This is a genomic window from Janthinobacterium paucivorans (genome assembly GCF_051380805.1).
GTDB classification, from domain to species: Bacteria; Pseudomonadota; Gammaproteobacteria; order Burkholderiales; family Burkholderiaceae_D; genus Janthinobacterium; species Janthinobacterium lividum_D.
On record NZ_JBNYXR010000002.1, the window covers coordinates 90,766 to 117,356 of the forward strand.

Genomic DNA, 26,591 nt, shown 5'->3' on the forward strand with positions numbered 1-26,591 from the left:
GCCGCTATTCATGCGGCGTCGGGGCGATAGTTGCGACTATTTTAACGACGCTTAGCCACTCTGGCGGGCACTCAATGCGCATAATGTGGTCAAAACTTGATGCGGTGTTGATCTGCCCGAGAGGCAGCCGCAGTATGAGAAGCGATATCGACGATGTCGCAGGGGAGCATGCGCGGATGGCTAAAGTGATGGCCGAGCTCTTTGAAACGGGGAGCGTGTCATCGCGCGCCAGCCGGCACGATGCTGCTGCTGCTGCTGCCGATGGCGTCGAAGGTCCGACGGCAGCGCCGTCGTGGCGCTGCCGTCTGCTGGAGTGCTGTTTAAGCCTGTGCTGCCAGCGCCGGGTAATCCGTGTAGCCGGCCGCATCGGGGGCATACAGGGTGTCTGGGTTCAGCTGATTCAATGGCGCGTCGCTGTGCAGGCGGATGGGCAGGTCGGGGTTGGCGATGAACCACAGGCCAAAGGCCACGGCATCGGCTTCGCCCTTGGCCAACAAGGCTAGCGCTGCCGGTTTGTCCATTTTTTCGTTGGCAATGTAGACGCCGCCAAATTCCTGCTTCAGGTAGGGGCCTAGGCGATCTTCACCGAGCGCTTCGCGCGCGCAGATGAAGGCGATGCCGCGCTTGCCCAGCTCGCGCGCCGCATAGCCGAAGGTGGCCTTTGGGTCGGAGTCGCCCATGTCGTGCGCGTCGCGGCGCGGCGCCAGGTGCATGCCCACCTTGTCGGCGCCCCATACCGCGATGCACGCATCGGTCACTTCCAGCATCAGACGGGCGCGGTTTTCAATCGAGCCGCCGTAGTTGTCGGTGCGCAAGTTCGTACTGTCTTGCAAAAACTGGTCGAGCAGGTAACCATTCGCACCATGGATTTCCACGCCGTCGAAGCCGGCCTTTTTCGCATTCTCGGCGCCCAGGCGATAGGCTGCCACGATGCCGGGAATCTCTTGCGCATCAAGCGCGCGCGGTGTGACGAATTCCTGTTTCGGGCGCAGCAGGCTGACATGGCCGGCCGGCTTGACGGCGCTGGGCGCCACGGGCAAGTCGCCATCGAGGAAGGCGGGCGCGGAAATGCGGCCCACATGCCACAGTTGCAGCACGATCAGGCCGCCTGCGTCATGCACCGCCTTGGTGATGTGTTTCCAGCCTTCCACCTGCTCTTCGGACCAGATGCCTGGCGTGGCGGCATAGCCCACGCCCTGCGGCGTGACGGCCGTCGCTTCGGAGATGATCATGCCGGCCGAAGCGCGCTGCGTGTAGTACTCAGCCATCAGGGCGTTCGGCACGCGGCCCGGATTGTCGGCGCGCGAACGCGTCAACGGCGCCATGATGATACGGTTTTTCAGTTGCAGGCTGCCAATAGTGATGGGGTCGAATAAGGTTGTCATGATTGCTATCTTTCCTGTCGAAAGTGCCGCGGACGGCGATATGAATGGGACTGCGCTTATAAACCTTGCTGCATCTGCTGCAGAAATGCCTCGATAGTGTCTTCATTGCGCTTGAAGAAACTCCACTGCCCGACTTTTCTGGCGCAAATCAAGCCAGCCTTTTGCAAGGTGGCCAGGTGGGCCGAGACCGTCGATTGCGACAGGCCCAGCTTCCGGTCGATCAGTCCGGCACAGACGCCGAAATCGAGCGGATGGTCTTGCTGGGCGAAATGCTGTTCTGGCTCCTTCAGCCATTGCAGTATCTGTCGGCGTACGGGATTGGCCAGCGCCTTGTGGATGGCGTCGATGTCCATGGTGTGTTCCCCCATCGATGTTCGTCTGTCGACGATGTGTGTATCGTCTTTTGTGGATTTTAATATCGGTATATTACGATATAAGTGCAAAGCGTGCTGAAGGCAAGAGGTTTTAGCCAATGCTATACTTTGAGCTTTGCTCCTGGGGACGGCCCCGCTCGATGTGGGGCTGCATGGCGGGGACGACCCTGCCACCTTGGGAGAATATGTATGGCGTGGATCATCCTGGTCTTGGCAGGTTTGCTGGAAATTGGCTGGGCCATCGGCCTCAAATACAGTGCCGGTTTTAGCCGTCTATTGCCATCGGTGCTGACGGCCGTATCCATGCTGGGCAGCGTGGTGCTGCTGGGTCTGGCCTTGCGCACCTTGCCGCTGGGCACGGCGTACGCCATCTGGACCGGCATCGGCACCGTGGGTACGGCTATCTTTGGCATCATGGTGCTGGGCGAACCGGCCAGCGCCGCGCGCATTGCCTGCATCGCCCTGATCGTGTGCGGCATCCTGGGCTTGAAGTTGCTCAGCCCGCAGTAAGCTCCTTGTCCCCGATGCGCCCGCGCCGTCGTGCCAGCCGGATCGACCAGGCGGCGCGCGGGCAGGGCGTTGTTATTCCCATGTACCTTGAAAGGACTGCCGCATGAGCCTCGCCATGACGTATTGCTACTTGGCCATCGCCATCATCGCTGAAGTCATCGCCACCAGCGCCTTGAAGGCATCCGACGGCTTCAGCCGCTTGTGGCCCAGCATCATTACGATGGTCGGTTACGGCATTGCCTTCTGGTGTTTGTCCCTGACCTTGAAGGTTATTCCTACCGGCATCGTGTATGCCATCTGGTCGGGCGTGGGCATTGTGCTCATTTCCGCCGTGGGCTGGTTCTGGTTCAAGCAAAGCCTCGATACGCCAGCCTTGATCGGCCTGGGGCTGATCATTGCCGGCGTGCTGGTGATTAACCTGTTCTCCAAGTCCGTCGGCCATTAGTCATCAGTTAAAAGCTGTTGGCTACCCGCGCCAGGTAATACCACTCGGCATTGGCTTGCGCGTTGACGTCCGGGAAGAGGATGTAAGCATCGAATTCGGCCGTCACCGGCGTGCCGTCCGCGCGCACGCCGATCTGCTCACCCTGTTTGAGCTTGTCAAAGCTGCACCAGGTCTTGATGAAGCGGTCATCCGCGTGCAGTTTGTCATGCACGACGACCATGTTCAGCGCTTCCATGTCGGCGTCGGCGATGGCTGGCGGTGGCGGTGCATCAATGAAGCCGAGGAAGGCCAAGGTATTCATGATGGCACGGTAGGCGACATCTGGCGCAGCCGGGTCGGCATGCTGGCCGCATTCCAGCGTCAAGGCATAGCCACCTGTCGAGCGCATGTATTCGGTGGTGCCTACGCCGTAGCGCAAGACCAGTCCCACCTGCTCGCTATTGCCCAGGCGGCGTTGCACGCCCTGGCCATACGCATGCAGCCAGCCATCGACGAAGCGGCGCACGCCCAGGCGGCGCGCCAGCGCGCGTTCCTGGTCTTCGTGCTGGAATGGTTGCAGCGGGCCATCGTTGTTGCGCGGCCCCACCATGACGAAGGGCTGGCTGTCGGCATTGAAGGAGTGCAAGTCCAGCAGTACGTCGTGCTGGCCCAGCAATGGGCACAGCCAGTTGGCGATGCGGTCTTCGAAATCCTGTGCATTATCGTTTGGAAACAAATTGCGGTTCAGGTTGCGCTCGCCACTGCGCACGCCTTTGGCATAGGCCAGTGGGTTGGTGATGGGCACGAAGGTGACGCTGCCGGCCACGATGGAGAGGGCGCCGCTGTCGAGTTCAGCCATCACGCGCTCAATGCCCTTGGTGCCGCAAGTTTCATTGCCGTGCACGGCGCCGGTGACGATCAGGCGCGGGCCGTTGCCTTGGCCCGTGTAGTTGATGGATTTGAAGTGGAGTGTGCTGCTCATGCTGGACATATCCTATGCTGTTGCTGGAAGGGAAAACGGGGTCGGCTTATTTTAGCGGGATTCGCCGCTGGCTCCCTTAAAAATGTGATGACGAAGTTAACCATGCCCGGCCTGGTCATGGCATGATCGGCGCCACCGTTGTTTTTCTTTGTTGATCTCCATGTCGTCTTCCTCTTCTCCACGCCTGTACGGTCTCGATACCTTGCGCGCGCTGGCCATCGTGCTCGTCTTCATGCACCATTATGTGCTGTTCGTCAGTGAGGGCGCAGCGTTTGGTTTTTTGGGGGAAATCGGCTGGATGGGCGTGGACCTGTTCTTTGCCCTCAGCGGTTATCTGATCGGCAACCAGATCTTTGCGGCCTTGCGCAGCGAGCACGGTTTTTCCCTGCCGCGTTTCTATGCGCGGCGTTTGCTGCGCACTTTGCCCAGTTTCTATGCCGTGCTGGCGCTGTATTATTTGTGGCCCACGTTTCGCGGCGATAGCGCGCTGCTTCCCCTGTGGAAATTGCTGACATTTACGCAAAACATCAATTTGACGCCGGGCACGGCGTTTTCGCATGCGTGGTCGCTGTGCGTGGAAGAGCAATTCTATGTGCTGTTGCCGGCCGTGGCCTTGCTTGTCGCCGCCTGCCGCAAGTCGCTGCTATGGGCCTGGTTGGCCGTGACAGCGAGCTGTATTGTCGGCATGCTGCTGCGCGCCTATGCATGGGATGAGTATGTGCAAGTGCCGCGCGGCGGTCTCGGCTATTACAAATATATTTATTACGCGTCGTGGTGCCGCTGCGACGAACTGGTAGCGGGCGTGGCGCTGGCGCTGCTAAAAAATTACCACCCTCGCGCCTGGACGCGCCTCACGGCGCACGGCAACCGCACCTTGCTGGCGGGAATCGTTGCGACGGCGCTCGTAATGTATGTATTTCTCACCGATCATTATGGCTATGGTGTGACGGTGTTCGGCTATCCGGCCCTGGCTGCCAGTTTCACTGTGCTGCTGCTCGCCGCGCTCAGTCCCGCCAGTACGCTCTATCAACTGCGCGTGCCGGGCGCGGCCAGCCTGGCGTTGTGGTCGTATGCGATTTATTTGTTGCACAAGCAACTGTGCATCTTGCTGCGCCCGATCTTGCACGATATGGGCTATGCACCGGACAGCCTGCCAGCCATGCTGGTGATGATACTGCTCAGTATCGCCACAGGCTGGCTCTTGTATAGCTTGGTGGAGGCGCCGTTCATGCGCTTGCGGGCGCGCTATGTGCCGGCCAACCACGCTTGAGCTAATAGTCGATCATTGCATGTTGTCCAGCATTACATGTCGATCACGTCCAGCCCGCGCGGCGTGCCCGCCAGCAATTCCAGGATGGCATGCACGCGCAGATTCGTGTCTTCCTGTGCCGTGTCGCAGATCAGGGTGCGCAAGCCAGGCACCGCTTCCATTGTATGGGCGCTGGCGTAGGCATCGATCAATAACAAGACCAGGTCCGTGGCACCCGCGCCGGGCTGGCGCCGCAGCCGTTCGTGGATCACGTTCAGCAGCGCGCGCTGCATGCGCGGCGTGGGATGGGTGATATAGGCAAAGACGCTGGGCGTGTTGACGATGGCTGCGCAGAGGCGCCGTTCCATCTCGTCCGGTTTGACATCGGACGCGATATCGAAGTACGCGCCATTCCAGCGCGTGCGCGCATAGACGTGGCCGGGCGGGAAGGAATCGGCCGTTTCGAAACCGCAGACGCGGCTCAGGGTTTTCAGCCAGTTCAATAGAGTGGAGTTCATGCCGCGATTCTAGCGGCATTTCGCGCCTGCCGGGCCGACGCTGTATTAAGCAGGCTGACGCCCGGGAAGCGGGTGAAAAACAGATTAAAGTTTCCTGCAAAACAGCCCTTGTCATTCTGGGAAAGCCTCTCTATAATGCTGGTCTTCGGGGCGGTTAGTTCAGCTGGTTAGAATACTTGGTCGACATCCAAGGGGTCGGGGATTCGAATTCCTCACCGCCCACCAGAATTTTGCAGTACGCAGTTTCAAGCTGGCGCAAGCGGCGAGCGGTCATTTGAAATACAGTGATCAACAAAAGTTTTACGGGCGGTTAGTTCAGCTGGTTAGAATACTTGGTCGACATCCAAGGGGTCGGGGATTCGAATTCCTCACCGCCCACCAGAATGCAGTGAAAGAGAAAGGGTAATCGGTTATGACACCGCGAACTACTACCAAGCTTTGGGAGTGACGCTAGTCGAACGGGTTTCCTTTGTCTCAAGAAAGTGAAAAACGCGGCTAGCCCGCGTTTTTTTGCGTCTGCGTTTTCCTTTCAGTTATTTTACCCATTACACACCGCAGTTTTACCTGGCGCCAGCGCCGACATGGAGATCAATATGCTTACAATCCGACTTCCCGATGGTTCCGCCCGTCAATTCGACGGCCCGGTCACCGTGGCCCAGGTTGCGGCCAATATTGGTACCGGCCTGGCCAAGGCTGCCCTGGCCGGCAAGGTCGACGGCAAGCTGGTCGACACCTCTTACCTGATCGAGCAAGACGCGGAACTGGCGATTGTGACGGACAAGGACGCCGATGGCCTGGAGGTGATCCGCCACTCGACGGCCCACTTGCTGGCGTATGCCGTCAAGGAGTTATTCCCGGACGCGCAAGTGACCATCGGTCCCGTGATCGACAACGGCTTTTACTATGACTTCGCCTACAAGCGTGCGTTCACGCCGGAAGATTTGACGGCGATCGAAAAGAAAATGACGGAGCTGGCCAAGAAGGATGAGCAAGTCACGCGCAAAGTGCTGGCGCGCGACGAAGCCATAGACTACTTCAAGAGTATCGGTGAAGCGTACAAGGCAGAGCTGATCGCTTCGATCCCGGCCGACCAGGAAGTGTCGCTGTATTCCGAAGGCAAGTTTACGGACTTATGCCGTGGCCCTCACGTGCCATCGACGGGCAAGCTGAAAGTATTCAAGCTGATGAAGCTCGCTGGTGCCTACTGGCGCGGCGACTCGAAAAACGAGATGCTGCAGCGTATCTACGGCACGGCTTGGGCCAAGAAGGAAGACCAGGAACTGTATTTGCACAATCTGGAAGAGGCGGAAAAGCGCGACCACCGCAAGCTGGGCAAGCAGCTCGACTTCTTCCATTTCCAGGAAGAAGCGCCGGGCCTGATCTTCTGGCACCCGAAAGGCTGGTCGATCTGGCAGCAGGTCGAGCAATACATGCGTAATGTGTACCAGGTCAACGGCTACCAGGAAGTCAAGGCGCCGCAAATTCTCGACCGTGGTCTGTGGGAAAAAACCGGCCACTGGGATAATTACCGTGAAAACATGTTTATCACGGAATCGGAAAACCGCGCCTATGCGTTGAAGCCGATGAATTGCCCCGGTCATATCCAGATTTTTAACAATGGCATGCGCAGCTACCGCGATTTGCCGTTGCGCTACGGCGAATTCGGTCAATGCCACCGCAATGAGCCATCGGGTGCCTTGCACGGCATGATGCGCGTGCGCGGCTTTACGCAAGATGATGGCCACATCTTCTGCCTGGAAGAGCAGATTGCCGGCGAAGTGACGGCCTTCCACCAGCAGGCGATGGATGTGTACACGGCTTTCGGCTTTACGAATATCGACGTGAAACTGGCCTTGCGTCCCGATAATCGCATCGGCACGGAAGAGTCGTGGGATTTCGCCGAGGAATCGTTGCGTTCGGCCTTGCGCGCCTGTGGCGTGGAATGGACAGAATTGCCGGGCGAGGGTGCGTTTTATGGTCCGAAGATCGAATATCACCTGAAAGACAGCCTGGGCCGCGCATGGCAAGTGGGCACCGTGCAGATCGATCCGTCGATGCCGGGTCGTCTGGGTGCTGAATATGTGGCCGTCGACAACACGCGCCAGGTACCGATCATGCTGCACCGCGCGATCGTGGGTTCCTTGGAGCGTTTCATCGGCATCCTGATCGAGCACTATGCGGGCGCCATGCCCTTGTGGTTGGCGCCGGTGCAAGTGTCGGTGTTGAATATTTCCGACGCTCAAGCCGACTATGTACAGGAAGTTACAACAAAACTGCGCAAAGCGGGGCTGCGCGTACAGGCCGATTTGCGTAACGAGAAGATTACCTATAAAATACGTGAACATTCCGTACAAAAATTGCCTTACATCTTAGTAATTGGCGACAAAGAACGGGATGCGAATACAGTGGCCGTGCGGGCGCGGGGCAATGTCGATCTGGGCGTCATGTCCGTCGATGCCCTGATTGAGCGACTCAAACATGAAGTCGACACCAAGGCCTGACGAGGAAACTCGCTGCACGACCGTCTTACAAGATTTTTAAAGGAAACTACAATAGCTACTGACAAGTCACATCGCATCAATGGCGAAATCACTGCCCCTGAAATGCGTTTAAGCGGGGTCGATAACGAGCCACTCGGTATCGTAAGTTTGGCTGAAGCCTTCCGCCTGGCGGAAGAGGCAAACGTCGACCTGGTGGAAATTGCGCCTACAGCGCAGCCACCGGTGTGCCGTTTGATGGACTACGGCAAATTTAAGTATTCGGAGCAGAAAAAAGCTCACGAAGCCAAATTGAAGCAAAAGATCATCCTCGTGAAGGAAGTTAAATTCCGTCCGGGGACTGATGATGGTGACTACAATATCAAGTTGCGTAATCTCATCAAGTTCCTTGAGGATGGCGATAAAACCAAAATCACGCTGCGTTTCCGCGGTCGTGAGATGGCGCATCAGGATATTGGCTTCCGCATGCTGGAACGTCTGAAAGCCGATCTGGAGCCGCATGGCCAGGTCGAGCAGTTCCCGAAGATGGAAGGCCGCCAAATGATCATGGTTCTTTCGCCTAAGAAGAAGAAGTAAGCTACAATAGTGTTTTACTGTGGATCGACGCAGTCTGTGCCTGCATTGGTGCAATGCTAGATCCCAGGCAGAATTTGTGCGGCCCGCTTAGCAATGTGTGGGCCGCGCGAACTGTAGCGGACTCGCATCCGCTGCACAACATGTGAAAGCAGGCATCTAAGCGCAGCGTCGTGTTGCCACCTGCAATCCTGTTATAAATGGAGCTGTCCGTAAGAGGACAGATTGCTATGCCTAAAATGAAGACCAAAAGCTCTGCGAAAAAACGTTTTCGCGTGCGCCCGGGTGGTACTGTTAAATGTGGTCATGCGTTCAAACGCCACATCTTGACCAAGAAAACCACCAAGCTGAAACGCGCTCTGCGCGGTACCACCAATGTCGCTGCGTCTGACGTGAAATCCGTCTACCGCATGATGCCGACTGCTTAATCTCACACTCAATTTAAGGAGTTACTATGCCTAGAGTAAAACGTGGGGTTACAGCTCGTGCCCGTCATAAAAAGATTCTTGTTCAAGCTAAAGGCTACCGTGGTCGCCGCAGCCGTGTATACCGTGTTGCCAAGCAAGCAGTTATGCGCGCTGGCCAATACGCTTACCGCGATCGCCGCAACAAGAAGCGTGTTTTCCGCCGCCTGTGGATCGCCCGTATCAACGCCGCTTCCCGTGAGCATGGCGTAACGTACAGCGTATTCATGAACGGCTTGAAAAAAGCAAATATCGAACTGGACCGTAAAGTCCTGGCCGATATGGCTGTGATGGACAAGCCAGCATTCGCTGCGATTGTCAACGCAGTTAAAGCAAAAATCGCTGCGTAAGCAACGGTGATTGCGCAACGTCATCCGTAGGGTGGCGTTAGAACGGCAACTGACAAAATCGTCGCGAGCGGAAGGGAGTTGCGGTCGAGAAGCGCAACCGTACGAAAGTACGGTGAGCATCGCAAACCGTAAATCACGACGCGCAGCAGATTAGGTCGGTTGTCACAAAGAGCGGGGCAGGGGTGTAAACCTTATGCCCCGTTTCCGTTTTTGATTGTTGGACTTTTGATAAGCAAGTCCAGAATTGATGTCCAAAACAGGAAATGCCGCATGAACTCCCTAGAAGAACTCGTCGTCTCGGCCCAGGCTGACTTTATCGCCGCCGCAGACGCTGCCGCACTTGAAAACGCCAAAGCCCGCTACTTGGGCAAGACTGGCCAGATTACCGAAATGATGAAGGGTCTGGGCAAGCTCGACCCGGACGCGCGCAAGGCGCAAGGCGCCTTGATCAATGCCGTCAAAGTGCAGATCGAAGACGCGCTGACGGCGCGCCGTGATGCGCTGGCCGATGCCCAAATGCAAGGCCGCCTGAACGCTGAAGCGATCGACGTGACCCTGCCAGGCCGTGGCCGCATGCCCGGCGGCATCCATCCCGTGATGCGCACGTGGGAACGCGTCGAAGAGATTTTCCGCTCGATCGGCTTCGACGTGGCTGACGGCCCTGAAATCGAAAACGACTGGACCAACTTCACGGCGCTCAATAGCCCGGAAAATCATCCCGCCCGTTCCATGCAGGACACTTTCTATATCGATGGCAATGACACCGATGGCAAGCCCTTGCTGCTGCGCACGCATACCAGCCCGATGCAGGTGCGCTATGCGCGCACGCACACGCCGCCGATCAAGGTCATCGCGCCGGGTCGCACTTACCGCGTCGACAGCGATGCGACCCATTCGCCGATGTTCCACCAGGTCGAAGGCCTGTGGATCGCCGAAGACATCAGCTTTGCCGACTTGAAGGGCGTATACCTGAATTTCGTCAAGGCTTTCTTCGAAACGGATGACTTGCAAGTGCGTTTCCGTCCGTCGTACTTTCCGTTCACGGAACCATCGGCCGAGATCGACATCGCCTTTGGCTCTGGTCCTTTGAAGGGCCGCTGGCTGGAAGTGTCGGGCGCCGGCCAGGTGCACCCGAGCGTGGTGAAGAACTTCGGCCTCGATCCCGAGAAATTCATCGGTTTTGCTTTCGGCTCCGGCCTGGAACGCTTGACGATGCTGCGCTACGGCATCAACGACCTGCGTCTGTTCTATGAAGGCGACTTGCGTTTCCTGAAGCAATTCAACTAAGCGTTGTTCCGTTTGATTCATGGCGCTTGAGCGCCTGTGCGCTCGCGCTGTGAGCTTTGACCCTTTGAAGGCTTGATTATGCAATTTTCCGAAAACTGGCTCCGTACCATGGTCGATCCGAAGATAACTTCGGACGAACTGGCCCATCTGCTGACCATGTCCGGTCTCGAAGTCGAGGACGTTGATCCTGTTGCCCCGCCATTCTCGAACGTGGTGGTAGGCTTGGTCCTGGAGATGGAAAAACACCCGAACGCGGACCGCCTGAATGTGTGCCAGGTCGACGTCGGCACGGGCACCATGCTCAACATCGTTTGCGGCGCGCCGAACGTGCGCCCAGGCTTGAAAGTCGTCTGCGCGATGGCCGGCGCCGTGCTGCCGCCGGGCGCCGACGGCAAGCCGTTTGAAATCAAGGTGGGCCAGCTGCGCGGCGTCGAGTCGCAAGGCATGCTGTGCTCCGCGCGCGAATTGAAATTGTCGGAAGAAAACGCCGGCTTGCTGGAATTGCCGGACGACGCGCCGATCGGCCAGAATTTTCGCGATTACTTTGCGCTCAACGATTTGAAATTCACCATCAAGTTGACGCCGAACAAGGCGGACTGCCTGTCCGTGCTTGGCGTGGCACGCGAAGTGTCGGCCCTCACGGGCGTGGCCTTGAATGTGCCGCAGTTCCGCACCGTGCCCGTTTCCAGTGACGAAGTCTTGCCAGTGACCGTGAGCGCACCGGACCTGTGCGGCCGTTTCACGGGCCGTGTCATCCGCGGCTTGAACGCCCGTGCCGCCACGCCGGACTGGATGAAGCAGCGCCTCGAGCGCAGCGGCCAGCGTCCACTGTCGGCCCTGATCGACATTTCCAACTATGTCATGCTGGAACTGGGCCGTCCTAGCCATGTGTTTGACCTGGCGAAGATCCACGGTAGCCTCGACGTACGTTGGGGCAAGGCGGGCGAATCCGTCAAGCTGTTGAATGGCAACACCATCGCCGTCGACGAGTGGCTAGGCGTCATTGCCGACGAGCAGGAAATCGAATCGCTGGCCGGCATCATGGGCGGTGACGCCAGTTCCGTATCGGACGATACGGACAGCATCTACCTGGAAGCGGCATTCTGGTGGCCGAACGCGATTCAAGGCCGCGCGCGCCGCTTGAATTTCTCTACCGATGCGGCGCACCGCTTCGAACGCGGTGTCGATTTCGCCACCAACGTCGAGCACATCGAACGCATCACCGCCCTGATCGTGGAAATTTGCGGCACGCCGGCAACCACCGTCGGCCCCGTCGACGACCATGTGGTGAACTTGCCGCAGCGCCAGCCGGTGTCGATGCGCACGGCGCGCGCGCAAAAGGTCATCGGCGTGCCGCTCAACGACGCGCTGATCGCCGATATCTTCACGCGCCTGGCCCTGCCATTCACCCTGGCCGACGGCGTGTTTTGCGTGACGTCGCCCAGCTACCGTTTCGACATCGAGATCGAGGAAGACTTGATCGAGGAAGTGGCGCGCGTGTACGGTTTTGAAAACATCCCGACCTTGCCGCCCGTAGCGGCGAACGTGATGCAGATTGCACCTGAAAATACCCGCTCCCTGTTTGCGGTACGCCATGCGCTGGCCGACCTGGGCTTCCAGGAAGTGGTGAACATGAGCTTTGTCGACACGGCATGGGAGCGCGATTTCTCGGCCAACACGCACCCCATCAAGTTGCAGAACCCGATCGCCAGCCAGATGAGCGTGATGCGTTCTTCGCTGATCGGCAGCCTGATCGCCAACGTGCGCTACAACCTGAACCGCAAGACCAACCGCGTGCGCATTTTCGAAGTGGGCGCCATCTACCAGCGCGACGACAGCGTGGAAAACGGTCCCTTGTCGGTGGCCGGCTACGCCCAGCCTAAGCGTGTGGCGGCCATGGCCTACGGCGCGGTCGCCGACGAGCAGTGGGGCCAGACTGCGCGCACGGTCGACTTCTTCGACGTGAAGGCGGACCTGGAGGCACTGTTTGCGCCGCTGGTGTTGCGTTTCACCAAGGCGCAACACCCGGCCCTGCATCCTGGCCGTTCGGCCAACGTGGAACTCGATGGCAAGGTGATCGGTTTCATCGGTGAATTGCACCCGCGGTGGATGCAAAAGTACGATTTGCCGCTGGCGCCCGTGCTGTTCGAAGTCGACGCCGCTGCCCTGACGCAACGCGTCGTGCCCGTGTACCAGGAAATCTCGAAATTCCCAGGCGCCAGTCGCGATCTGGCCGTCGTCGTCAAGCAATCGGTGGCGGTGCAAGATTTGCTCGACAGCTTCCAGGCTGCCGCCAAGGCAAGCGCAGCAGTGCGTATCGTGCAAGCCATTGTTTTATTTGATGAATATCGCGGAAAAGGATTGGAAGCGGATGAAAAAAGCCTTGCTTTCCGGATTAGCTTGCAAGATACTCAAAATACCCTGCAAGACGATGTCGTCGATGGCCTGATGGCTGTTCTGATCGATGCGGCCAAGCAGGGCCACGACGCGAAACTGCGTTCGTAATTACCGGACTGGCCGTCGCCTAGCGTGACGGCCAGTGCGTCGTCAACCGTAGACGAGCTTGCCGAAAGGCGGGTTCGGGCGTACAGAAAAGGCAGGGCAGGAAAATTAATAATAGCGACGTTGATTCCGCCGTACTGCAATCCGCACTGGCCGCCGATCTGCATCGGGCCATGCTGGTTGCCAAAGTGCGCCAGGAAGCGGAAAAAGATTTACCCACCTTGACCAAGGCGGAACTGGCTGAACTGTTGTTCGAGCAAGTGGGCCTGAACAAGCGCGAAGCGAAAGATATGGTCGAGACCTTTTTCGATGAAATCCGCAATGCGCTCGAGCGTGGCGAGGCCGTCAAGCTGTCCGGTTTCGGCAATTTCCAGTTGCGCGACAAGCCGCAGCGGCCGGGCCGCAATCCGAAGACGGGCGAAGAGATTCCCATCACGGCACGCCGTGTCGTGACCTTTCATGCGAGCCAGAAGCTGAAAAGCATGGTCGAAGAGACCAGTCCGCTGGCGCGTGCTGCCTGAGTGAGTGGCGATGAACGAGCGCATCAGTAAAACCGAGTTGATCGCCTTGCCGCCCATTCCGGCGAAACGTTATTTCACGATCGGTGAGGTGAGCGAGTTGTGCGGCGTCAAACCGCATGTACTACGCTACTGGGAGCAGGAGTTTTCTCAGCTAAAACCGGTCAAACGACGTGGCAATCGTCGTTATTATCAGCACCATGAGGTGCTGCTGATACGCCGTATCCGCGAATTGTTGTATGAGCAAGGCTTTACGATCAGTGGCGCGCGCAACAAACTCGATAGCCGTGGGGCATCGCATGGCATCGTCAATGAGCTGCCTTTGCCGCTGGCCATGGCTGTTGTATCGCAGGAAGAACCACTGGACCGCGCGTGGATACGCAATGAATTAATGGCGATTTTAAACTTGCTAAAATAAGATTTGTACCAATATAGGTGGAGTTGTCCGATACCGGCTGACTGTATTGCATGGGCTAGCTGCCCGGTTGCTCCCGGTATCCTGGGGTGCGCCATATTTTGAATATAATGCGAATGTTGCGTTTTTGTTAGTGACGCTAAGCCGGAGCAGCATCCAGGTTCCGGTAGTCTTTCCCATGCCAGGAAAATTTAAGGGGAAACAATGATACGCGTTGCCATTTGTGATGATCACCAAATAGTACGAGCTGGATTCAAACAGATTTTTTCGTCGTCTGACGATTTCAGTGTGGTGGCGGAAGCCGGTACCGGGCGGGAAGCGCTCGATATCGCCCGCCGCGAAATTTGCGATGTATTGCTGCTCGATATAGCCATGCCCGATCAAAGCGGCATCGATACCTTGCGCACCATCCGCCAGGGCCAGCCTGAATTGCCGGTGCTGATCCTCAGCGGCTATCCGGCGCAACAATACGCCTTGAACCTGTTCAAGATGGGCGCCAATGGCTATCTGAACAAGGAATGCGAAGCCGATGAGCTGATGACGGCCGTGCGTACCGTGTTCCAGGGACGGCGCTACGTCAGTTCCACGGTGGGCGAGTTGCTGGCGCAGTCGTTTGACCGCGATACGAATGCCGCCCTGCATACAGAACTGTCGGACCGTGAATTCCAGGTCTTCCTGCGCCTGGCGCGCGGCGCCACCGTGTCCGATATCGGTGTCGCTTTGTCACTGAGCATCAAGACGGTGAGTACTTACCGTACGCGCATCATGGAAAAAATGGGCTTGCAATCGAACAGCGATTTGACCTATTACGCAATGAAAAACAATTTGCTTGACTAGTCCGGCAGTGTGATCATGGCAGCATGATCGCTCAGCGAGCTAGCCGGGTACGACTTGTGCAGTGCAGCAGTCTGTGGCGAGGATTATAATCGGTCGGCTTCGGTGTTTTCTCCCGTGTCGAACCTTGCTAAGGATGCCCATCAGGATGTATTTTACCGTTGAACCGGCCCCACATCACCGCCTGCCCCTCTACAAGACCATCCTGTGCGTGGCTTGTGCCTTCTTGCTTGTACTCAATGGTTTTAGTCTCTTCCATAATCTGCAATCGCTGAAGGGCACGAATGCCTTGCTGAGCCAGAGCGCTCGCGTGGCAGACCGCCTGCAGTATCTGAACGTGCTCGTGCTCGATGCGGAAAGCAGCTTGCGCGGCTATTTCATTTCTGGCTCCGAAACGTATCTGGGGCCGTCGAAGACCGCGATCACCGAAATAGAAAACGAATTTAATGAGCTGCAAACTTTGCTTGCTGGCAGTCCTACGCAGCTGAAAAACTTGGGCCAATTGAAAAGCTTGATCCGTCGTAAGATGTTAATGCTGCAAGAGTCAGTCGAGGTCTACAAGCAGGGTGGGCTGGCCGAAATCGTCAATATCTCGCGCGTGACCGATGACCGCGCCACGATGGATGAAATCCGCCTGCAGGTAGTGATCATGACGCGCGAACAGAATGAAGCGCTGGCGTCCGGCAGCGCCGCTTTTTACCATGAGTATCAGAAAGCCGTGCTGCTTGGTATCGGTATCAATGCACTGGCCATCCTCGTGCTGATCATGTTTTATCAGCTGGTGCGGCGCAGCTTCCAGAACCGCGCCGCCGTCGAGTATGCCTTGCAAAATGCCAATGACACCCTGGAGTCGACGGTCAGCAAACGTACGCAGCAGTTATCCGTGCTGTCGCGCCATTTGATCAGCGTCAATGAGGTGGAAAAGGCGCGCCTGGCGCGTGAGTTGCACGATGAATTGGGGGCCAATTTGACCTCGATCAGCATGGACCTGGGCGCCGTCACGCAGCAACTGGCGCACACGCAGCCGGAATTGGCCGCGCAACTGCGCCGCGCCAAGGCGACCCTGCTCGAAACGGTGGAACTGAAGCGGCGCATTGTCGAAGATTTGCGTCCCAGCCTGCTCGACAACCTGGGCCTATGCGCCGCCATCGAAAGCTACTGCGAGGATTTCATGCGCATGAGTTCTGTGCGTTGCGAAACGGACGTGGCCATCAATATCGACAATCGCGAAGCCACGCTGACGATCGCGCTGTTTCGCATCGTGCAGGAATCGTTGACCAATATCCTCAAATATGCGCGTGCCGGCATGGTCACAGTGAGCTTGAAACGCAATGAACACGGCCTGGTGCTGCGCGTAATCGATGACGGCATCGGCATCAGCGAAGATGCCCTGCAAAAACCGATGTCGCACGGCTTGCTGGGCATGCGCGAGCGGGCCTTGCTGCTCGGTGGCACCCTCACCGTGCGCCAGGGGCCGGACGGCAAGGGCACGTGTGTGGAAGCGTTGATACCGCTGCCGCTGACGGCGGAACCGGAAGAAATCGACGAAGATGGCGGCGCCTGACGCTACATGGACGTAATGAACGTAATGAACGTAAAAATGGCCGGGCATATAGCCCGGCCATTTTTCTATCTAGTCTGCCTATTCAGATCAGCCGCGCATTAGCAGCGCGAAACGTCGCGCAGCAAGCGGTCGTATTCCGTCTTGGCGACCTTGTAGCACTCGCCCGCATAGCATTCGAGGCCAGCGCGGTCCAGCACCGTGATATTGCCGCGGCGATAGTGGATCAAGCCTTCTTCTTGCAGCTTGCCGGCAGCGGCCGTGATGCTTTCGCGGCGCACGCCCAGCATGATGGAAATGAGTTCTTGCGTCACTTTCAATTCGTTCGATGGCGAGCGATCCAGGCGGTCAAGCAGCCAGCGGCAGAGTTTTTGCTCGATCGAGCTATGGCGCCCGCCGACCGCATTTTGCGCCATTTGCGCAAACAGGGCGTTGGTATAGCGCATTAGCAACTGCGGCAGGGCGCCGCCTTGATTGAAGGCGTCGCGCAAGCTTTGCGTTTTGAGGCGGTAACCGTAGCCGGCACTTTGCACGACGGCCGTGCACATGGCGCGCTCGCCGGCCAGCAGCGAGGCACCAGCCACGCCTTCATGACCGACGACGGCGATTTCCGTCGTGGCGCCGTCTTCCATCACATACAGCAGCGAAATGATGGCGGTGGTGGGGAAATAGCTGTACTCGAGATGATGACCGTAGGCGTACAGTTCCTTGCCGAAAGGCAGTTCCACCAGTTCCAGGCCTTCGAACAGCGATTCGAGCGCGGCGCGCGGCAGGGCGGCCAGTAACTCATTCTGTTGAGCACTGCTGAGGCTAACCCGCGACGCAAGCTTGATTTCCCGTCCGGCCGCCGGCATGCTGCGCGGCAGCAACTGGTTCTTTTGGATCGGGGCGATAAGTTGAGTATGGCTCATAGTATTCCTCACAGGCTTTTTACATCGGAGTGCGACTGCCGCGTTGCTGATCAAAAAAAAGCTGCCGTACCCATGTGGTGACGGCGATTTTATCGAGCGCGCGCTGCAGATCGCGATGTAGCTACTTTAAAAGCTTATGTAAGTGGCGAACATAAGATTAGCAGTCGCCACTTTGTAGTCTCATTTGAGGTAAAAATGTAGTCCTTGTCCTACGTGCGCACGTTTGACTGTTGATCCTCGCGCCGTCCTGTACGATTTTGTGATAACACGCGAGGCTTGTTGGCGCTGCGCAGGCCGGCCGGGCGTACGCTGGGCAAGCCGCCGCGCAGGCTTGCCTGGCGCGCGTCAGGCACATTGTGTTCGCTCAAGCGGAAACGGCTGACGGCCTGCGTCAGCGCCTCGCCTTCCTGGTGCAGGCGCTGGGAACCAGTGCGCGCCTCGTCGACCAGGCCGGCGTTCTGGCGTGTCATGTCATCGATTTGCGCCAGCGCCTGGTTGATGCGGGCGATTTCGCTATTCTGCTCGGCGCCGGCGCTGCTGATGCGCCCGATCACCAGCGCTACTTGTTGTACGGCATCGACGACTTGCCGCATGGTGCTGCCGGCGGCATTGACGAGATCACCGCCCGCATCGACGGTGGCCACGGAATCGCCGATCAGGCGCTTGATTTCCAGCGCCGCCTCGTTTGAGCGCTGCGCCAGGCTGCGCACCTCAGAGGCGACGACGGCAAAGCCGCGTCCTTGTTCGCCAGCGCGTGCCGCTTCCACGGCTGCGTTCAGGGCCAGGATATTGGTCTGGAAGGCGATGCCGTTGATGACGCCAATGATATCGACGATCTTGTGCGAACTTGCCTTGATCGAGGCCATCGTCTCGACCACGGCGCCCACCGTTTTGCCGCCGCGCAGGGCCACCTCGGCAGCCGTCGCCACCAGTGTGCGTCCCTGTCCTACGTGCGCTTCGTTGCGCCCGACGGTGGCCGTCAGTTCGCGCATCGAGTCCACGGTGGCGCCCAGCGCATCGGCTTGCGTGGCCGTATGGCCGGATAGGGCGGCGTTGCCCTGGGCGATATCGGCGCCAGCGGCGGCGATGATGGCCGCGCCGCCGCGGATTTCCTGCACCAGGGTGGCCAGGCCGTGCGTCATGGCGCCAAAGTCGCGTACCAAGTCGCCGATTTCGTCCTGCGCCTGCGAGGTGATGCGTTGCGACAGGTCGCCCGCCGCCGCCGCGCCGACGGCCAGGCGCAATTGTGCTACGTCGCGCGCGAAGGCAGCATAAAAGCCAGCGCACAGGTAAGCGGCGGCCAGCAGCACCAGCAGCATGGCGGCCAGGATCAGGCCTCGGCGCGCCTCATCGCGGGCAATGCGCTGCGCCAGCAGGCTGTCCAGGCCGGTGGCGGCGGTGCCGGAGAGCGTCTGCAAGGCGTCGATGGCTTGCATGCCGGCCGCGTGGAATTGCGCGCCCGAGCTCTGGTTGTAGGAATTCATCACTTCATTCTTGTTGCGTTCGAGGAAGGCCAGCGCCACCGGCACGGCTTTCAGTGCGCCTTGCAAGCTGGCCTGCAAGGCTGGCTCGGCGGCGATGATTTCGTCGAAGCGCGCTGGCAGGCGCTCCAGTTCGTGGCGCGCGATCAGGGCGTTGGCGTTGACGAGTTGGTCTTCGTTTGCTTCGAACAGGCCCGTGTCGATGTAGGCGGCGCCGCGCCCGGCGATGTCGGACAGGCTCTCGGCCAAGTCGGGCAGGGTGGCCGTGAAGACGGCGCTCAGGTGGTTGGCACCCGCATCCGGGTCCAGGCTCAGGTGCGAGCGGTCGGCCACCAACTGGCCCAGTTTGGCCGCCTGGCGCAGCAGCGCCGTGTGCGCCGCGTAGCTGTCGCGTGCCGCCAGGCCCGCCTGGCGGCCCAGCAGGGCTTGCCACTGCTGTGTCAGCTCGGCCGCCTGGGGCAGGCCTGCGCCTGCGGGCAAGCGTCCCAAGTCGACCAGCGTCGTCGTGATGCGCGCATTCAATGCCGTATTGTTCATGCTCGCCTTGCCGCTCAGGCGCAAGTGTTCGAGCCCGCGCCGCTGCTGCAGCAAGCGTGTAACGTCCTGCAGTTGGCGCACATAGGCCACGCCCCGTTGCGCATCCTGCGCCTGGGCCAGCGACTTGCCTAGCTCCGAGATCAGCAGGGTCGTCGCGAGTGCCAGCGGCAGCAGGAAGACCAGGCAGACAAGCATGAATTTGGGTAGCAAGCGCAGGCGCTGCATGAGTCGGATGGCGGGCGTGAGGAGGATTTTCATCGATTTTCCAGGATGGGTGACAGCATTGGTGCAGTGCAATGTTGCCTGTAGATTGTGACCCCTTGATGAAATGCACGACCCTGTGGCCTGGGCGTGTCATTAATTTTGCCGTGCGCCAGAGTGAAGCAGTTCACACGGAAGGGCGATCCTTCTGTAAAATCGAGGGTTTTTTGCGAGGGCCATATTATGGTCACCAATATGGCCAACGAGAACGACATTACTACCCCCGATTCCAGCGATAATGCGGGCAACGCTGCGGCGTCAGTCAGCAGCAAAGCTCCTGCCATGATCGCGCGCGAAGTGCAGCGCCGCCGCACCTTCGGCATCATTTCCCACCCGGATGCGGGTAAGACTACCCTGACGGAAAAACTGCTGCTGTTCTCGGGCGCGATCCAGATGGCCGGTACTGTCAAGGCGCGTAAATCGGGCCGCCATGCGACGTCGGACTGGATGGAGATCGAGAAGCAGCGCGGCATTTCCGTCGCTTCTTCGGTGATGCAGTTCGAATTTCGCGACCACGTCGTCAACCTGCTCGACACCCCGGGCCACCAGGACTTCTCGGAAGACACCTACCGCGTGCTGACGGCCGTCGACTCGGCGCTGATGGTGATCGATGCGGCCAAGGGCGTGGAAGCGCAGACGATCAAGCTGCTGGCCGTGTGCCGCATGCGCAATACGCCCATCGTCACGTTCATGAACAAGATGGACCGCGAGACGCGCGATCCGCTGGACCTGCTCGACGAACTCGAATCGGTGCTGAAGATTCAGTGCGCGCCCGTCACCTGGCCCATCGGCATGGGCAAGAACTTCCGCGGCGTGTATCACCTGCTGAACGACGAGATCATGCTGTTCAAGGCCGGCGAAGAAAAAGCTGACGGCGCCTTCGAGATCATCAAAGGCATCGACAATCCGCGCCTGCAAGAGATGTTCCCGCTGGAGATGGACCAGTTGCGCATGGAAGTGGAGCTGGTGCACGGCGCCTCGAACCCGTTCAACCTGGAGCAATTTCTCTCCGGCGTGCAGACCCCCGTGTTCTTCGGTTCGGCCATCAACAACTTCGGCGTGCGCGAGATTCTATCCGCGCTGGTCGACTGGGCACCGGCGCCGCGCGAGCGCGATGCGACCGTGCGCTCGATAGCGCCGTCCGAACAGCCGTTTACCGGTTTCGTCTTCAAGATCCAGGCCAATATGGACCCGGCGCACCGCGACCGCATCGCCTTCTTGCGTGTGTGCTCGGGACGTTTCGAGCGCGGCATGAAGGTCAAGCACTTGCGCCTGGGGCGCGAGATCAAGGTGTCGAACGTGGTGACCTTCATGGCATCCTCGCGCGAACAGGTGGAAGAGGCGTATGCGGGCGATATCATCGGCTTGCCAAACCACGGCAACATGCAGATCGGCGACAGTTTTTCCGAAGGCGAGATGCTGACCTTCACCGGCATCCCCTACTTTGCGCCAGATTTCTTCCGCTCCGTGCGCATCCGTAATCCCCTGAAAATCAAGCAGTTGCACAAGGGCTTGCAGCAGTTGGGCGAAGAGGGTGCAGTACAGGTCTTCAAGCCGGTGCAGGGCGGCGAACTGGTACTGGGCGCCGTCGGCGTGCTGCAGTTTGAAGTCGTGGCCAGTCGTTTGCTGAACGAATATGGCGTCGATGCCGTGTTCGAGGGCACCAGCATCAGCAGCGCGCGCTGGGTCAGCTGCGACGATAAGCGCGTCTTGCAGGATTTCGAGGATGCCTTGGGTCACAACGTGGCCTATGATGCGGCTGGCAACATGGCTTACCTGGCCACGTCGGGCGTGAACTTGCGTTTGACGCAAGAGCGTTGGCCGAAGCTGACGTTCCACGCGACGCGCGAGCATTCGGCCAAGCTGGCTTAAGTACCGGGTCAGACCCATCGACAGCCGGGGTCGTACCCTGAGGGTACGACCCCAGTCCTTGCACTTGGGTTCAGGCCCTACGCCGGCACGATCGTGCGCGTGCTCCAATCGCGCCGCTCCAGCAGCAATGCCGTCAACTGCGCCGCCGTCATCGGGCGTGCAAAGAAGTAGCCCTGCACGTTGTCGCAGCCAGCCTTTCTTAAAAACTCCACTTGCTGCAGCGTTTCCACGCCTTCGGCCACCACTTTCAGATGCAGGCTGTGCGCCATGGCGATGATGGCCGTGACGATAGCTTCACCTTCTCCTGGCAAGTCGTGCACGAAGCTGCGGTCGATTTTCAATTGATCGATGGGCAGGCGCTTCAGGTAGGACATCGAGGAATAGCCGGTGCCGAAATCGTCGACCGACAGATGGATGCCAGTTTCCTGCAGGCGCCGCATCAATTCCACGTTGGCGTGGATATTGTCCATCAATACCCCTTCCGTAATTTCCAGCTCCAGCAAGCCATGCGGCAGCTGCGTTTCGTGCAGGATGGCGCGGATATCATCCATCAATCCCGGGTCGCGCGCCTGGCAGGCCGACAGGTTGACGGCCACGTGTTCGAGCGAATCGAGCAGGCCGGCCTTGCACCAGAGAGCCGCCTGGCGGCAGGCGCTTTGCAGCACCCAGCGTCCGAGTTCGACGATGATGCCGCTTTCCTCTGCCACGGGAATGAATTCGCTGGGGCTGAGCTGCCCCATTTCGCGGCAATGCCAGCGTATCAGCGCTTCCACGCCGACAATACGTCCGCTGCGCAAGTCGATTTGCGGCTGGTAGTGCAGATACAGTTCCTCGTTTTGCAGCGCGCGGCGCAGGTTCGCCTCGATGCGCAGGCGGCGTTGGGCGCGCAATTCCATTTCTGACTGGAACACGGCGTAGCGGTTCTTGCCTTGGTGCTTGGCATGGTACATGGCCGTGTCGGCATTGCGCGTCAGGGTGGTGACGTCCTGCGCATCGAATGGATACAGACTCACGCCGATGCTGGCGCTGACATACAGCTGGTGGCCTTCGAGCGCAAACGGCGCAGCCAGCACGGCCAGGACCTTGCGCGCCACGCTGGCCAATTCCGAGGCGTCGTCTGCCGGTTCGACGATGACGACGAATTCGTCGCCGCCTATGCGGCAGATGATGTCGGCGCTGCGCAGGATCGACACCAGGCGCTCGGCAACGAGTTTCAGCAGTTGGTCGCCACAGTGGTGGCCCAGCGTATCGTTGACCACCTTGAAGTTGTCGAGGTCTAGCAGCAGCAGTCCCACGCTGCTGTCCTGGCGGTCAGCGCGCGTCAGCGCGTAGGCAAGGGCGCTGTTGAATTCATGGCGGTTCGGCAGTTGCGTGACAGGGTCGACGTGGGCCAGGTAGTGCAAATGGGTTTCTGCTTGCTGGGCGGCGGTGCGTGTGCGGCGCACCATCAGCAGCGTCAGGCCGAATGCACACAGGCAAACGAGCAGGGTGAAGGCGGAAAATTGCGCCAGGCTGCCGAACAGCGGCGTCAGGCTGGCGCGCAGATATAGTGCGCCGCCGCCGGGCAAGACCAGGAGCTGGGCCGCGCTGCCGTTCAGGTAGTCGATCTGCAGGCCGCTGCGCGGCGCTGTGGGCGCGGCATCGCTGGCGCTGCGTGCATAGCGGGCAAATGGCGTGCCATACGGACTATAGAGCAGCGCTTGTTCGATATGGGGGGCGGCGGCGAGGGGGGCGAGCAGCAGTTGCGCCGCAAGACGATCGTCCTGGCGCATGGCCCGGGTAGCCGCTGGCGCCAGCATCTCGGCCTGGATGAGCAGGTTGCGCTGCAAAGAGGTCTGGAGGGAAAATAACTGAAAGAAGATCAGCAGCAGGCTGGCCATGGCCAGCATGCCGGCTGCGGCGACCAGGTTCAGCCTGGCTATCCGGTCACCGGGCAAGGGCACCGAGGGCAGCATCAATGGCGTCATCATGACGCACTCTCCTGCCGGGCTCGCTTGCCGCCGGCCCATGTGATTCCGCCTTGCCCTGCCATACTTTACGTTCCAGTCTGATGAAAACCGAAGTGAGCCGGAACTCTCAACGTGTTGTTAAGACCGACATTTTGTCATTTTGTAGTGCGAAAGTACAGGGCGCGCGGCAATTTATTGGCCATGGTACAGGCCGCTTGTCGCTTGCAAGGCGATAAGTGAGGCGCAATAAGCGGCGCGTATTTTTCTAATAATTATGCAAGCTTGATTGGCAGCCTTTTTTTTGATGGCGTATTTTCTCCTGAAAATATGCTGCCGGAAAAAAGTGCAATGAAGAGTAATTGGATGGGTTTCAGCCGTCCTGGCATGGATGCATTCTTTGTTTGCATTCGTCATTGCAAGTCATTGATTTTAATAAATTTTAATGAGTAATGCGAGAACGCTATGGCCTTGCTCCGAGAGTTCGTCCATAATCTGCTGATGATGGACGTTCTAATGCTGTTTGTTTTGTCTGGCGCAGCCAAGCACGCTGCCGCCAGCAAAACCGGACGTCGCCCTAATGATGAATAGTGAGGATATCTTGGAAATAAAACCAAAAATTATTTTGTCGTCACAAGACCTGGAACGACTCGAAGCGTTGTTGTATGCCTTGGGAAATAATTTGTCGCCGGACAAGGTCGCCTTGCTCGATGAGCTGGGCCGTGCCGAGGTGCTCGAGCCGCAAGAAATACCGCCCACCGTGGTGACGATGAATTCTACCGTGCGCTTCACGGTAGAAAACAAGGATGAGTTCTGCCTGACGCTCGTATATCCGAAGGATGTGGAAGGCCAGGCCGACCGCATTTCCGTACTGGCACCGGTCGGCAGCGCACTGCTGGGCTTGTCCATAGGCGACAGCATCGCCTGGCCCATGCCCGGCGGCGTGGTGAAGGTGAAGATCGAGGAAATCGTGTATCAGCCTGAACGTGCCGGTGAGTATCACCGCTAAGCAGCGATGGCGGACGGCGCCTGCCGTTCGCCCGTCTGGCCGAGTTTTTAAGCATTAATTGTTGCGTTGCACGCGCACCACCAGCCATCCCGCCACGACGGTAAACGTGAGGATGATGGCCACGATAATCCAGAAACCCTGCGGGTGTTGCGCCAGCGGAATTCCCCCCACATTCATGCCCAGCATGCCGGCGATGATATTGATCGGCAAGGCCAGCACAGTGACGATGGTCAGCACGAACAGGCTGCGGCTGTTTTCCTCGTTGACGCTTGCGGCAATCTCTTCTTGCAGCAGCTTGATGCGCTCCTGCAAGGATGACATATCGCTGAGTACGACGGAAAATTCCTCCGTTGACTGGCGCAGTTCCAGGCTGTCCAGCTCGGAAACCCACGCGGGCGGGCGTTGCAGCAGACGGAACAGGGCCGCCGGTTCCGGCGCCAGCAGGCGCTGCAGGCGCACCAGCACGCGCCGCATGGCGCCCAGGTCTTCGCGCTTGGGCACCAGGCGTCCGGCCAGCAAGTGGTCTTCAATATCGTCGACCCGCGCCACGGCATCGCGCACGATGTTGACCAATACGTCGGCCTGGTCGCGCAGCAGATGGATCATCAGTTCCACCGACGAACGGATAGGCTCGTGGTTCTTGATGACCGCCTGGCGCAGGCGTTCTATCGACTGCAGCGGCGCGCGGCGCGCCGTGATGACGAGGTTTTGCTCCACGCTGGCCCACATGGTGGAAATGTCGGACGCTTCGAATGAAAAATTGTGTACCACATCGTTGACCACCGCGATCAGGGTGTTTTCCGCCTGTTCGATGCGCGTCGAGCGCGAACCCTGGTGCAGGGTTTCATAGAATTCGTCGGCCAGCTGCGTATGCGTCATCAGCCATTTTTCGCTGGCTGCATGCGACAAATTGAAGTGCAGCCAGACAAATTGCTGCACCGGCCTGGCCGCGCCATCGGCCAGCCAAGCGCCTGCGGCGGCCGAGTCCAGCGCCAGCGGCTGCGCTTCGCGGTCAAACAGGAAGCCCCAAACCAGGCCCGAGGTGTCCGAACCGTAGGTGAAACCGGCAGTTTCCTTTGCCATCGTGAATCTTTCTCGCGCAGTATGATTGATCGTCGCGCGATTCTAATACAGAGATGTGTCGGGACAATGACAAGGCCGGTTTGTCGTTCCTGCTATCGTGCGACGCCCGACAGCACCGTAGCGAGCGACTGCCGCGCAGTAGTTTTACTCAGGTGTTACTCACGGCGGGGCTGCACTTGCGCGGCGACCCAGTCACCACGCTCCAGGCGCCAGTGATTGTTCTCTTGTCTCCAGGCGGCGTGGCGATACTGCTGGCCGCCGCGTTCGCGCAGCCATTTGCCGCCGCTCCAGACATGGCGCTGCCCGTCCCAGTTCCAGTAGCCTGGCGCCCAGACATAGCCGGCGCGCGGCGCGGGCGCGCTTTCAAACCGTGGCGGAGGCGGGGCGTTGCCAACGACAATGCTCACGCCGAGCTGATTCTGTGCTGTCGCCTGCGCGGGCAAGAAGGCCGCGGTGCTGACGGCAAGCATGGCTGCTGCGTAGAGTGCGATGGGTGTCATGCGGTGCTCCATTTCGGTAATTGCGTGAAATGGACTATAGCCACTTGTCGGCGCGCTGATCGCCTTTGATGCAACTTCTTACAACTGACACAATACTGTGTCTGCGTGGCCGAGAGCAATGGCGCCCTGGCGTCAGCATGGACGGCTCACAAGGCGCTGGCGCTGGCATTGGCCAGCAAGGCTTGCCGTTCTTCGATCAGCGAGATTTTCTTTTCTTGTTCCGTCATGCGCTTGGCGCTGACCACCACCACGGGAATGGCGCCGGTTTGTACCGCAGCGCTCGTGACGGCAGCTGTTGGCTGGGTGAAACTGGCGTAGCTGGCATAGCTGGCACCGCAGGCGATGGCAACGGCGATGGTGAAGATGGCTTCCATGTTTTTCAAGGTGTTTTTTGGCGTGTTCATGATCGGTCCTGTCGGGTGGGCGGTTGGCGATGTCTGCACTGTAGCGTAGCGTGCGCCGGTGCGCCATGCGCATGCGACCAGGCGTAGTTTTGGCGGCATGGCTTGCAGAAAAACGGCGCTGAAATGCCGTCCCGGGACTGGTG

25 protein-coding genes and 2 tRNA genes are annotated in these 26,591 nt (G+C 59.0%); 17 read left to right on the plus strand and 10 right to left on the minus strand.

The window, feature by feature from the left end; all coding sequences use genetic code 11:
* Positions 1–320 precede the first annotated feature (320 nt).
* Positions 321–1,385, minus strand: coding sequence for an alkene reductase (locus ACQ4V8_RS03465; protein ID WP_436570901.1), 1,065 nt, complete (start codon positions 1,383–1,385; stop codon positions 321–323).
* 56 nt (positions 1,386–1,441) lie between these two features.
* Positions 1,442–1,738 carry an ArsR/SmtB family transcription factor gene (locus ACQ4V8_RS03470; RefSeq protein ID WP_010399225.1) on the minus strand — a complete coding sequence of 99 codons (297 nt, stop codon included), beginning with the start codon at positions 1,736–1,738 and terminating at the stop codon, positions 1,442–1,444.
* A 210-nt stretch (positions 1,739–1,948) separates the two neighbouring features.
* Here ACQ4V8_RS03470 and sugE point away from each other — a divergent pair, with 210 nt between their 5' ends.
* Entirely contained in the window at positions 1,949–2,269 is a 321-nt protein-coding gene (sugE, locus tag ACQ4V8_RS03475) for a quaternary ammonium compound efflux SMR transporter SugE (RefSeq protein ID WP_010399224.1), read from the plus strand.
* Between the two features lie 115 nt (positions 2,270–2,384).
* A complete protein-coding gene (locus tag ACQ4V8_RS03480) occupies positions 2,385–2,714 on the plus strand; it encodes an SMR family transporter (RefSeq protein WP_010399223.1) in 330 nt (109 codons plus the stop codon).
* A 7-nt stretch (positions 2,715–2,721) separates the two neighbouring features.
* Here ACQ4V8_RS03480 and ACQ4V8_RS03485 read toward each other — a convergent pair whose 3' ends face one another.
* On the minus strand, positions 2,722–3,684 hold the full coding sequence (locus ACQ4V8_RS03485) for a M14 family metallopeptidase (RefSeq protein ID WP_436570902.1): 963 nt from the start codon (positions 3,682–3,684) through the stop codon (positions 2,722–2,724).
* 151 nt (positions 3,685–3,835) lie between these two features.
* Here ACQ4V8_RS03485 and ACQ4V8_RS03490 point away from each other — a divergent pair, with 151 nt between their 5' ends.
* Entirely contained in the window at positions 3,836–4,945 is a 1,110-nt protein-coding gene (locus tag ACQ4V8_RS03490) for an acyltransferase family protein (protein ID WP_070346853.1), read from the plus strand.
* 32 nt (positions 4,946–4,977) lie between these two features.
* Here the strand turns inward: ACQ4V8_RS03490 and ACQ4V8_RS03495 are convergent, their stop codons facing one another.
* Positions 4,978–5,442 carry a hypothetical protein gene (locus ACQ4V8_RS03495; protein ID WP_029496496.1) on the minus strand — a complete coding sequence of 155 codons (465 nt, stop codon included), beginning with the start codon at positions 5,440–5,442 and terminating at the stop codon, positions 4,978–4,980.
* Between the two features lie 148 nt (positions 5,443–5,590).
* Here ACQ4V8_RS03495 and ACQ4V8_RS03500 point away from each other — a divergent pair.
* The 12 genes from ACQ4V8_RS03500 (at position 5,591) to ACQ4V8_RS03555 (ending at position 16,447) form a co-directional block, all read left to right on the plus strand.
* Positions 5,591–5,667 (plus strand) — tRNA-Val (locus tag ACQ4V8_RS03500).
* Positions 5,668–5,746: 79 nt separating this feature from the next.
* Positions 5,747–5,823: transfer RNA gene (locus tag ACQ4V8_RS03505), tRNA-Val, on the plus strand.
* A gap of 212 nt (positions 5,824–6,035) precedes the next feature.
* Entirely contained in the window at positions 6,036–7,943 is a 1,908-nt protein-coding gene (gene thrS / locus ACQ4V8_RS03510) for a threonine--tRNA ligase (RefSeq protein ID WP_196855976.1), read from the plus strand.
* A 12-nt stretch (positions 7,944–7,955) separates the two neighbouring features.
* Positions 7,956–8,516: a translation initiation factor IF-3 gene (gene infC, locus ACQ4V8_RS03515; protein ID WP_436570989.1), complete on the plus strand. Its 561-nt coding sequence runs from the start codon at positions 7,956–7,958 to the stop codon at positions 8,514–8,516.
* A gap of 227 nt (positions 8,517–8,743) precedes the next feature.
* Positions 8,744–8,941, plus strand: a complete 198-nt coding sequence (rpmI, locus tag ACQ4V8_RS03520; protein WP_010399216.1) for a 50S ribosomal protein L35 — start codon at positions 8,744–8,746, stop codon at positions 8,939–8,941.
* A gap of 26 nt (positions 8,942–8,967) precedes the next feature.
* Entirely contained in the window at positions 8,968–9,327 is a 360-nt protein-coding gene (gene rplT / locus ACQ4V8_RS03525) for a 50S ribosomal protein L20 (protein WP_010399214.1), read from the plus strand.
* A gap of 270 nt (positions 9,328–9,597) precedes the next feature.
* Positions 9,598–10,614 (plus strand): phenylalanine--tRNA ligase subunit alpha, encoded by a 1,017-nt coding sequence (gene pheS, locus ACQ4V8_RS03530; protein ID WP_010399212.1) that lies wholly within the window; start codon positions 9,598–9,600, stop codon positions 10,612–10,614.
* Between the two features lie 78 nt (positions 10,615–10,692).
* Positions 10,693–13,119, plus strand: a complete 2,427-nt coding sequence (gene pheT, locus ACQ4V8_RS03535; protein ID WP_436570903.1) for a phenylalanine--tRNA ligase subunit beta — start codon at positions 10,693–10,695, stop codon at positions 13,117–13,119.
* A gap of 170 nt (positions 13,120–13,289) precedes the next feature.
* On the plus strand, positions 13,290–13,637 hold the full coding sequence (locus ACQ4V8_RS03540) for an integration host factor subunit alpha (protein WP_010399205.1): 348 nt from the start codon (positions 13,290–13,292) through the stop codon (positions 13,635–13,637).
* Between the two features lie 10 nt (positions 13,638–13,647).
* Positions 13,648–14,052: a MerR family transcriptional regulator gene (locus ACQ4V8_RS03545; protein WP_436570904.1), complete on the plus strand. Its 405-nt coding sequence runs from the start codon at positions 13,648–13,650 to the stop codon at positions 14,050–14,052.
* 201 nt (positions 14,053–14,253) lie between these two features.
* Positions 14,254–14,886, plus strand: a complete 633-nt coding sequence (locus ACQ4V8_RS03550; RefSeq protein ID WP_010399201.1) for a response regulator — start codon at positions 14,254–14,256, stop codon at positions 14,884–14,886.
* 145 nt (positions 14,887–15,031) lie between these two features.
* Complete coding sequence (locus tag ACQ4V8_RS03555) at positions 15,032–16,447, plus strand: sensor histidine kinase (RefSeq protein WP_436570905.1); 1,416 nt, start codon at positions 15,032–15,034, stop codon at positions 16,445–16,447.
* A gap of 98 nt (positions 16,448–16,545) precedes the next feature.
* Here ACQ4V8_RS03555 and ACQ4V8_RS03560 read toward each other — a convergent pair whose 3' ends face one another.
* Both ACQ4V8_RS03560 and ACQ4V8_RS03565 read right to left on the minus strand, forming a co-directional pair.
* On the minus strand, positions 16,546–17,355 hold the full coding sequence (locus ACQ4V8_RS03560) for a Crp/Fnr family transcriptional regulator (protein ID WP_010399198.1): 810 nt from the start codon (positions 17,353–17,355) through the stop codon (positions 16,546–16,548).
* A gap of 209 nt (positions 17,356–17,564) precedes the next feature.
* A complete protein-coding gene (locus ACQ4V8_RS03565) occupies positions 17,565–19,631 on the minus strand; it encodes a methyl-accepting chemotaxis protein (RefSeq protein WP_010399196.1) in 2,067 nt (688 codons plus the stop codon).
* Between the two features lie 186 nt (positions 19,632–19,817).
* Between ACQ4V8_RS03565 and ACQ4V8_RS03570 the strand changes: the two genes are divergently transcribed.
* The gene (locus ACQ4V8_RS03570) at positions 19,818–21,506 is read left to right on the plus strand and encodes a peptide chain release factor 3 (RefSeq protein ID WP_010399194.1); all 1,689 of its coding nucleotides are present in this window, start codon (positions 19,818–19,820) and stop codon (positions 21,504–21,506) included.
* A gap of 77 nt (positions 21,507–21,583) precedes the next feature.
* On the opposite strand, the gene ACQ4V8_RS03575 is transcribed toward ACQ4V8_RS03570, so the two are convergent.
* Complete coding sequence (locus ACQ4V8_RS03575; RefSeq protein ID WP_010399192.1) at positions 21,584–23,476, minus strand: putative bifunctional diguanylate cyclase/phosphodiesterase; 1,893 nt, start codon at positions 23,474–23,476, stop codon at positions 21,584–21,586.
* A gap of 577 nt (positions 23,477–24,053) precedes the next feature.
* On the opposite strand from ACQ4V8_RS03575, the gene rnk reads away from it, so the two are divergent.
* Positions 24,054–24,461: a nucleoside diphosphate kinase regulator gene (gene rnk / locus ACQ4V8_RS03580; RefSeq protein ID WP_029496493.1), complete on the plus strand. Its 408-nt coding sequence runs from the start codon at positions 24,054–24,056 to the stop codon at positions 24,459–24,461.
* Positions 24,462–24,515: 54 nt separating this feature from the next.
* Here the strand turns inward: rnk and ACQ4V8_RS03585 are convergent, their stop codons facing one another.
* From ACQ4V8_RS03585 to ACQ4V8_RS03595, 3 genes are all read right to left on the minus strand, one after another.
* Positions 24,516–25,544 carry a transporter gene (locus ACQ4V8_RS03585; RefSeq protein WP_010399183.1) on the minus strand — a complete coding sequence of 343 codons (1,029 nt, stop codon included), beginning with the start codon at positions 25,542–25,544 and terminating at the stop codon, positions 24,516–24,518.
* A 155-nt stretch (positions 25,545–25,699) separates the two neighbouring features.
* On the minus strand, positions 25,700–26,044 hold the full coding sequence (locus ACQ4V8_RS03590; protein ID WP_010399182.1) for a YXWGXW repeat-containing protein: 345 nt from the start codon (positions 26,042–26,044) through the stop codon (positions 25,700–25,702).
* A gap of 146 nt (positions 26,045–26,190) precedes the next feature.
* Positions 26,191–26,448 (minus strand): hypothetical protein, encoded by a 258-nt coding sequence (locus ACQ4V8_RS03595; protein WP_280720990.1) that lies wholly within the window; start codon positions 26,446–26,448, stop codon positions 26,191–26,193.
* Positions 26,449–26,591 lie beyond the last annotated feature (143 nt).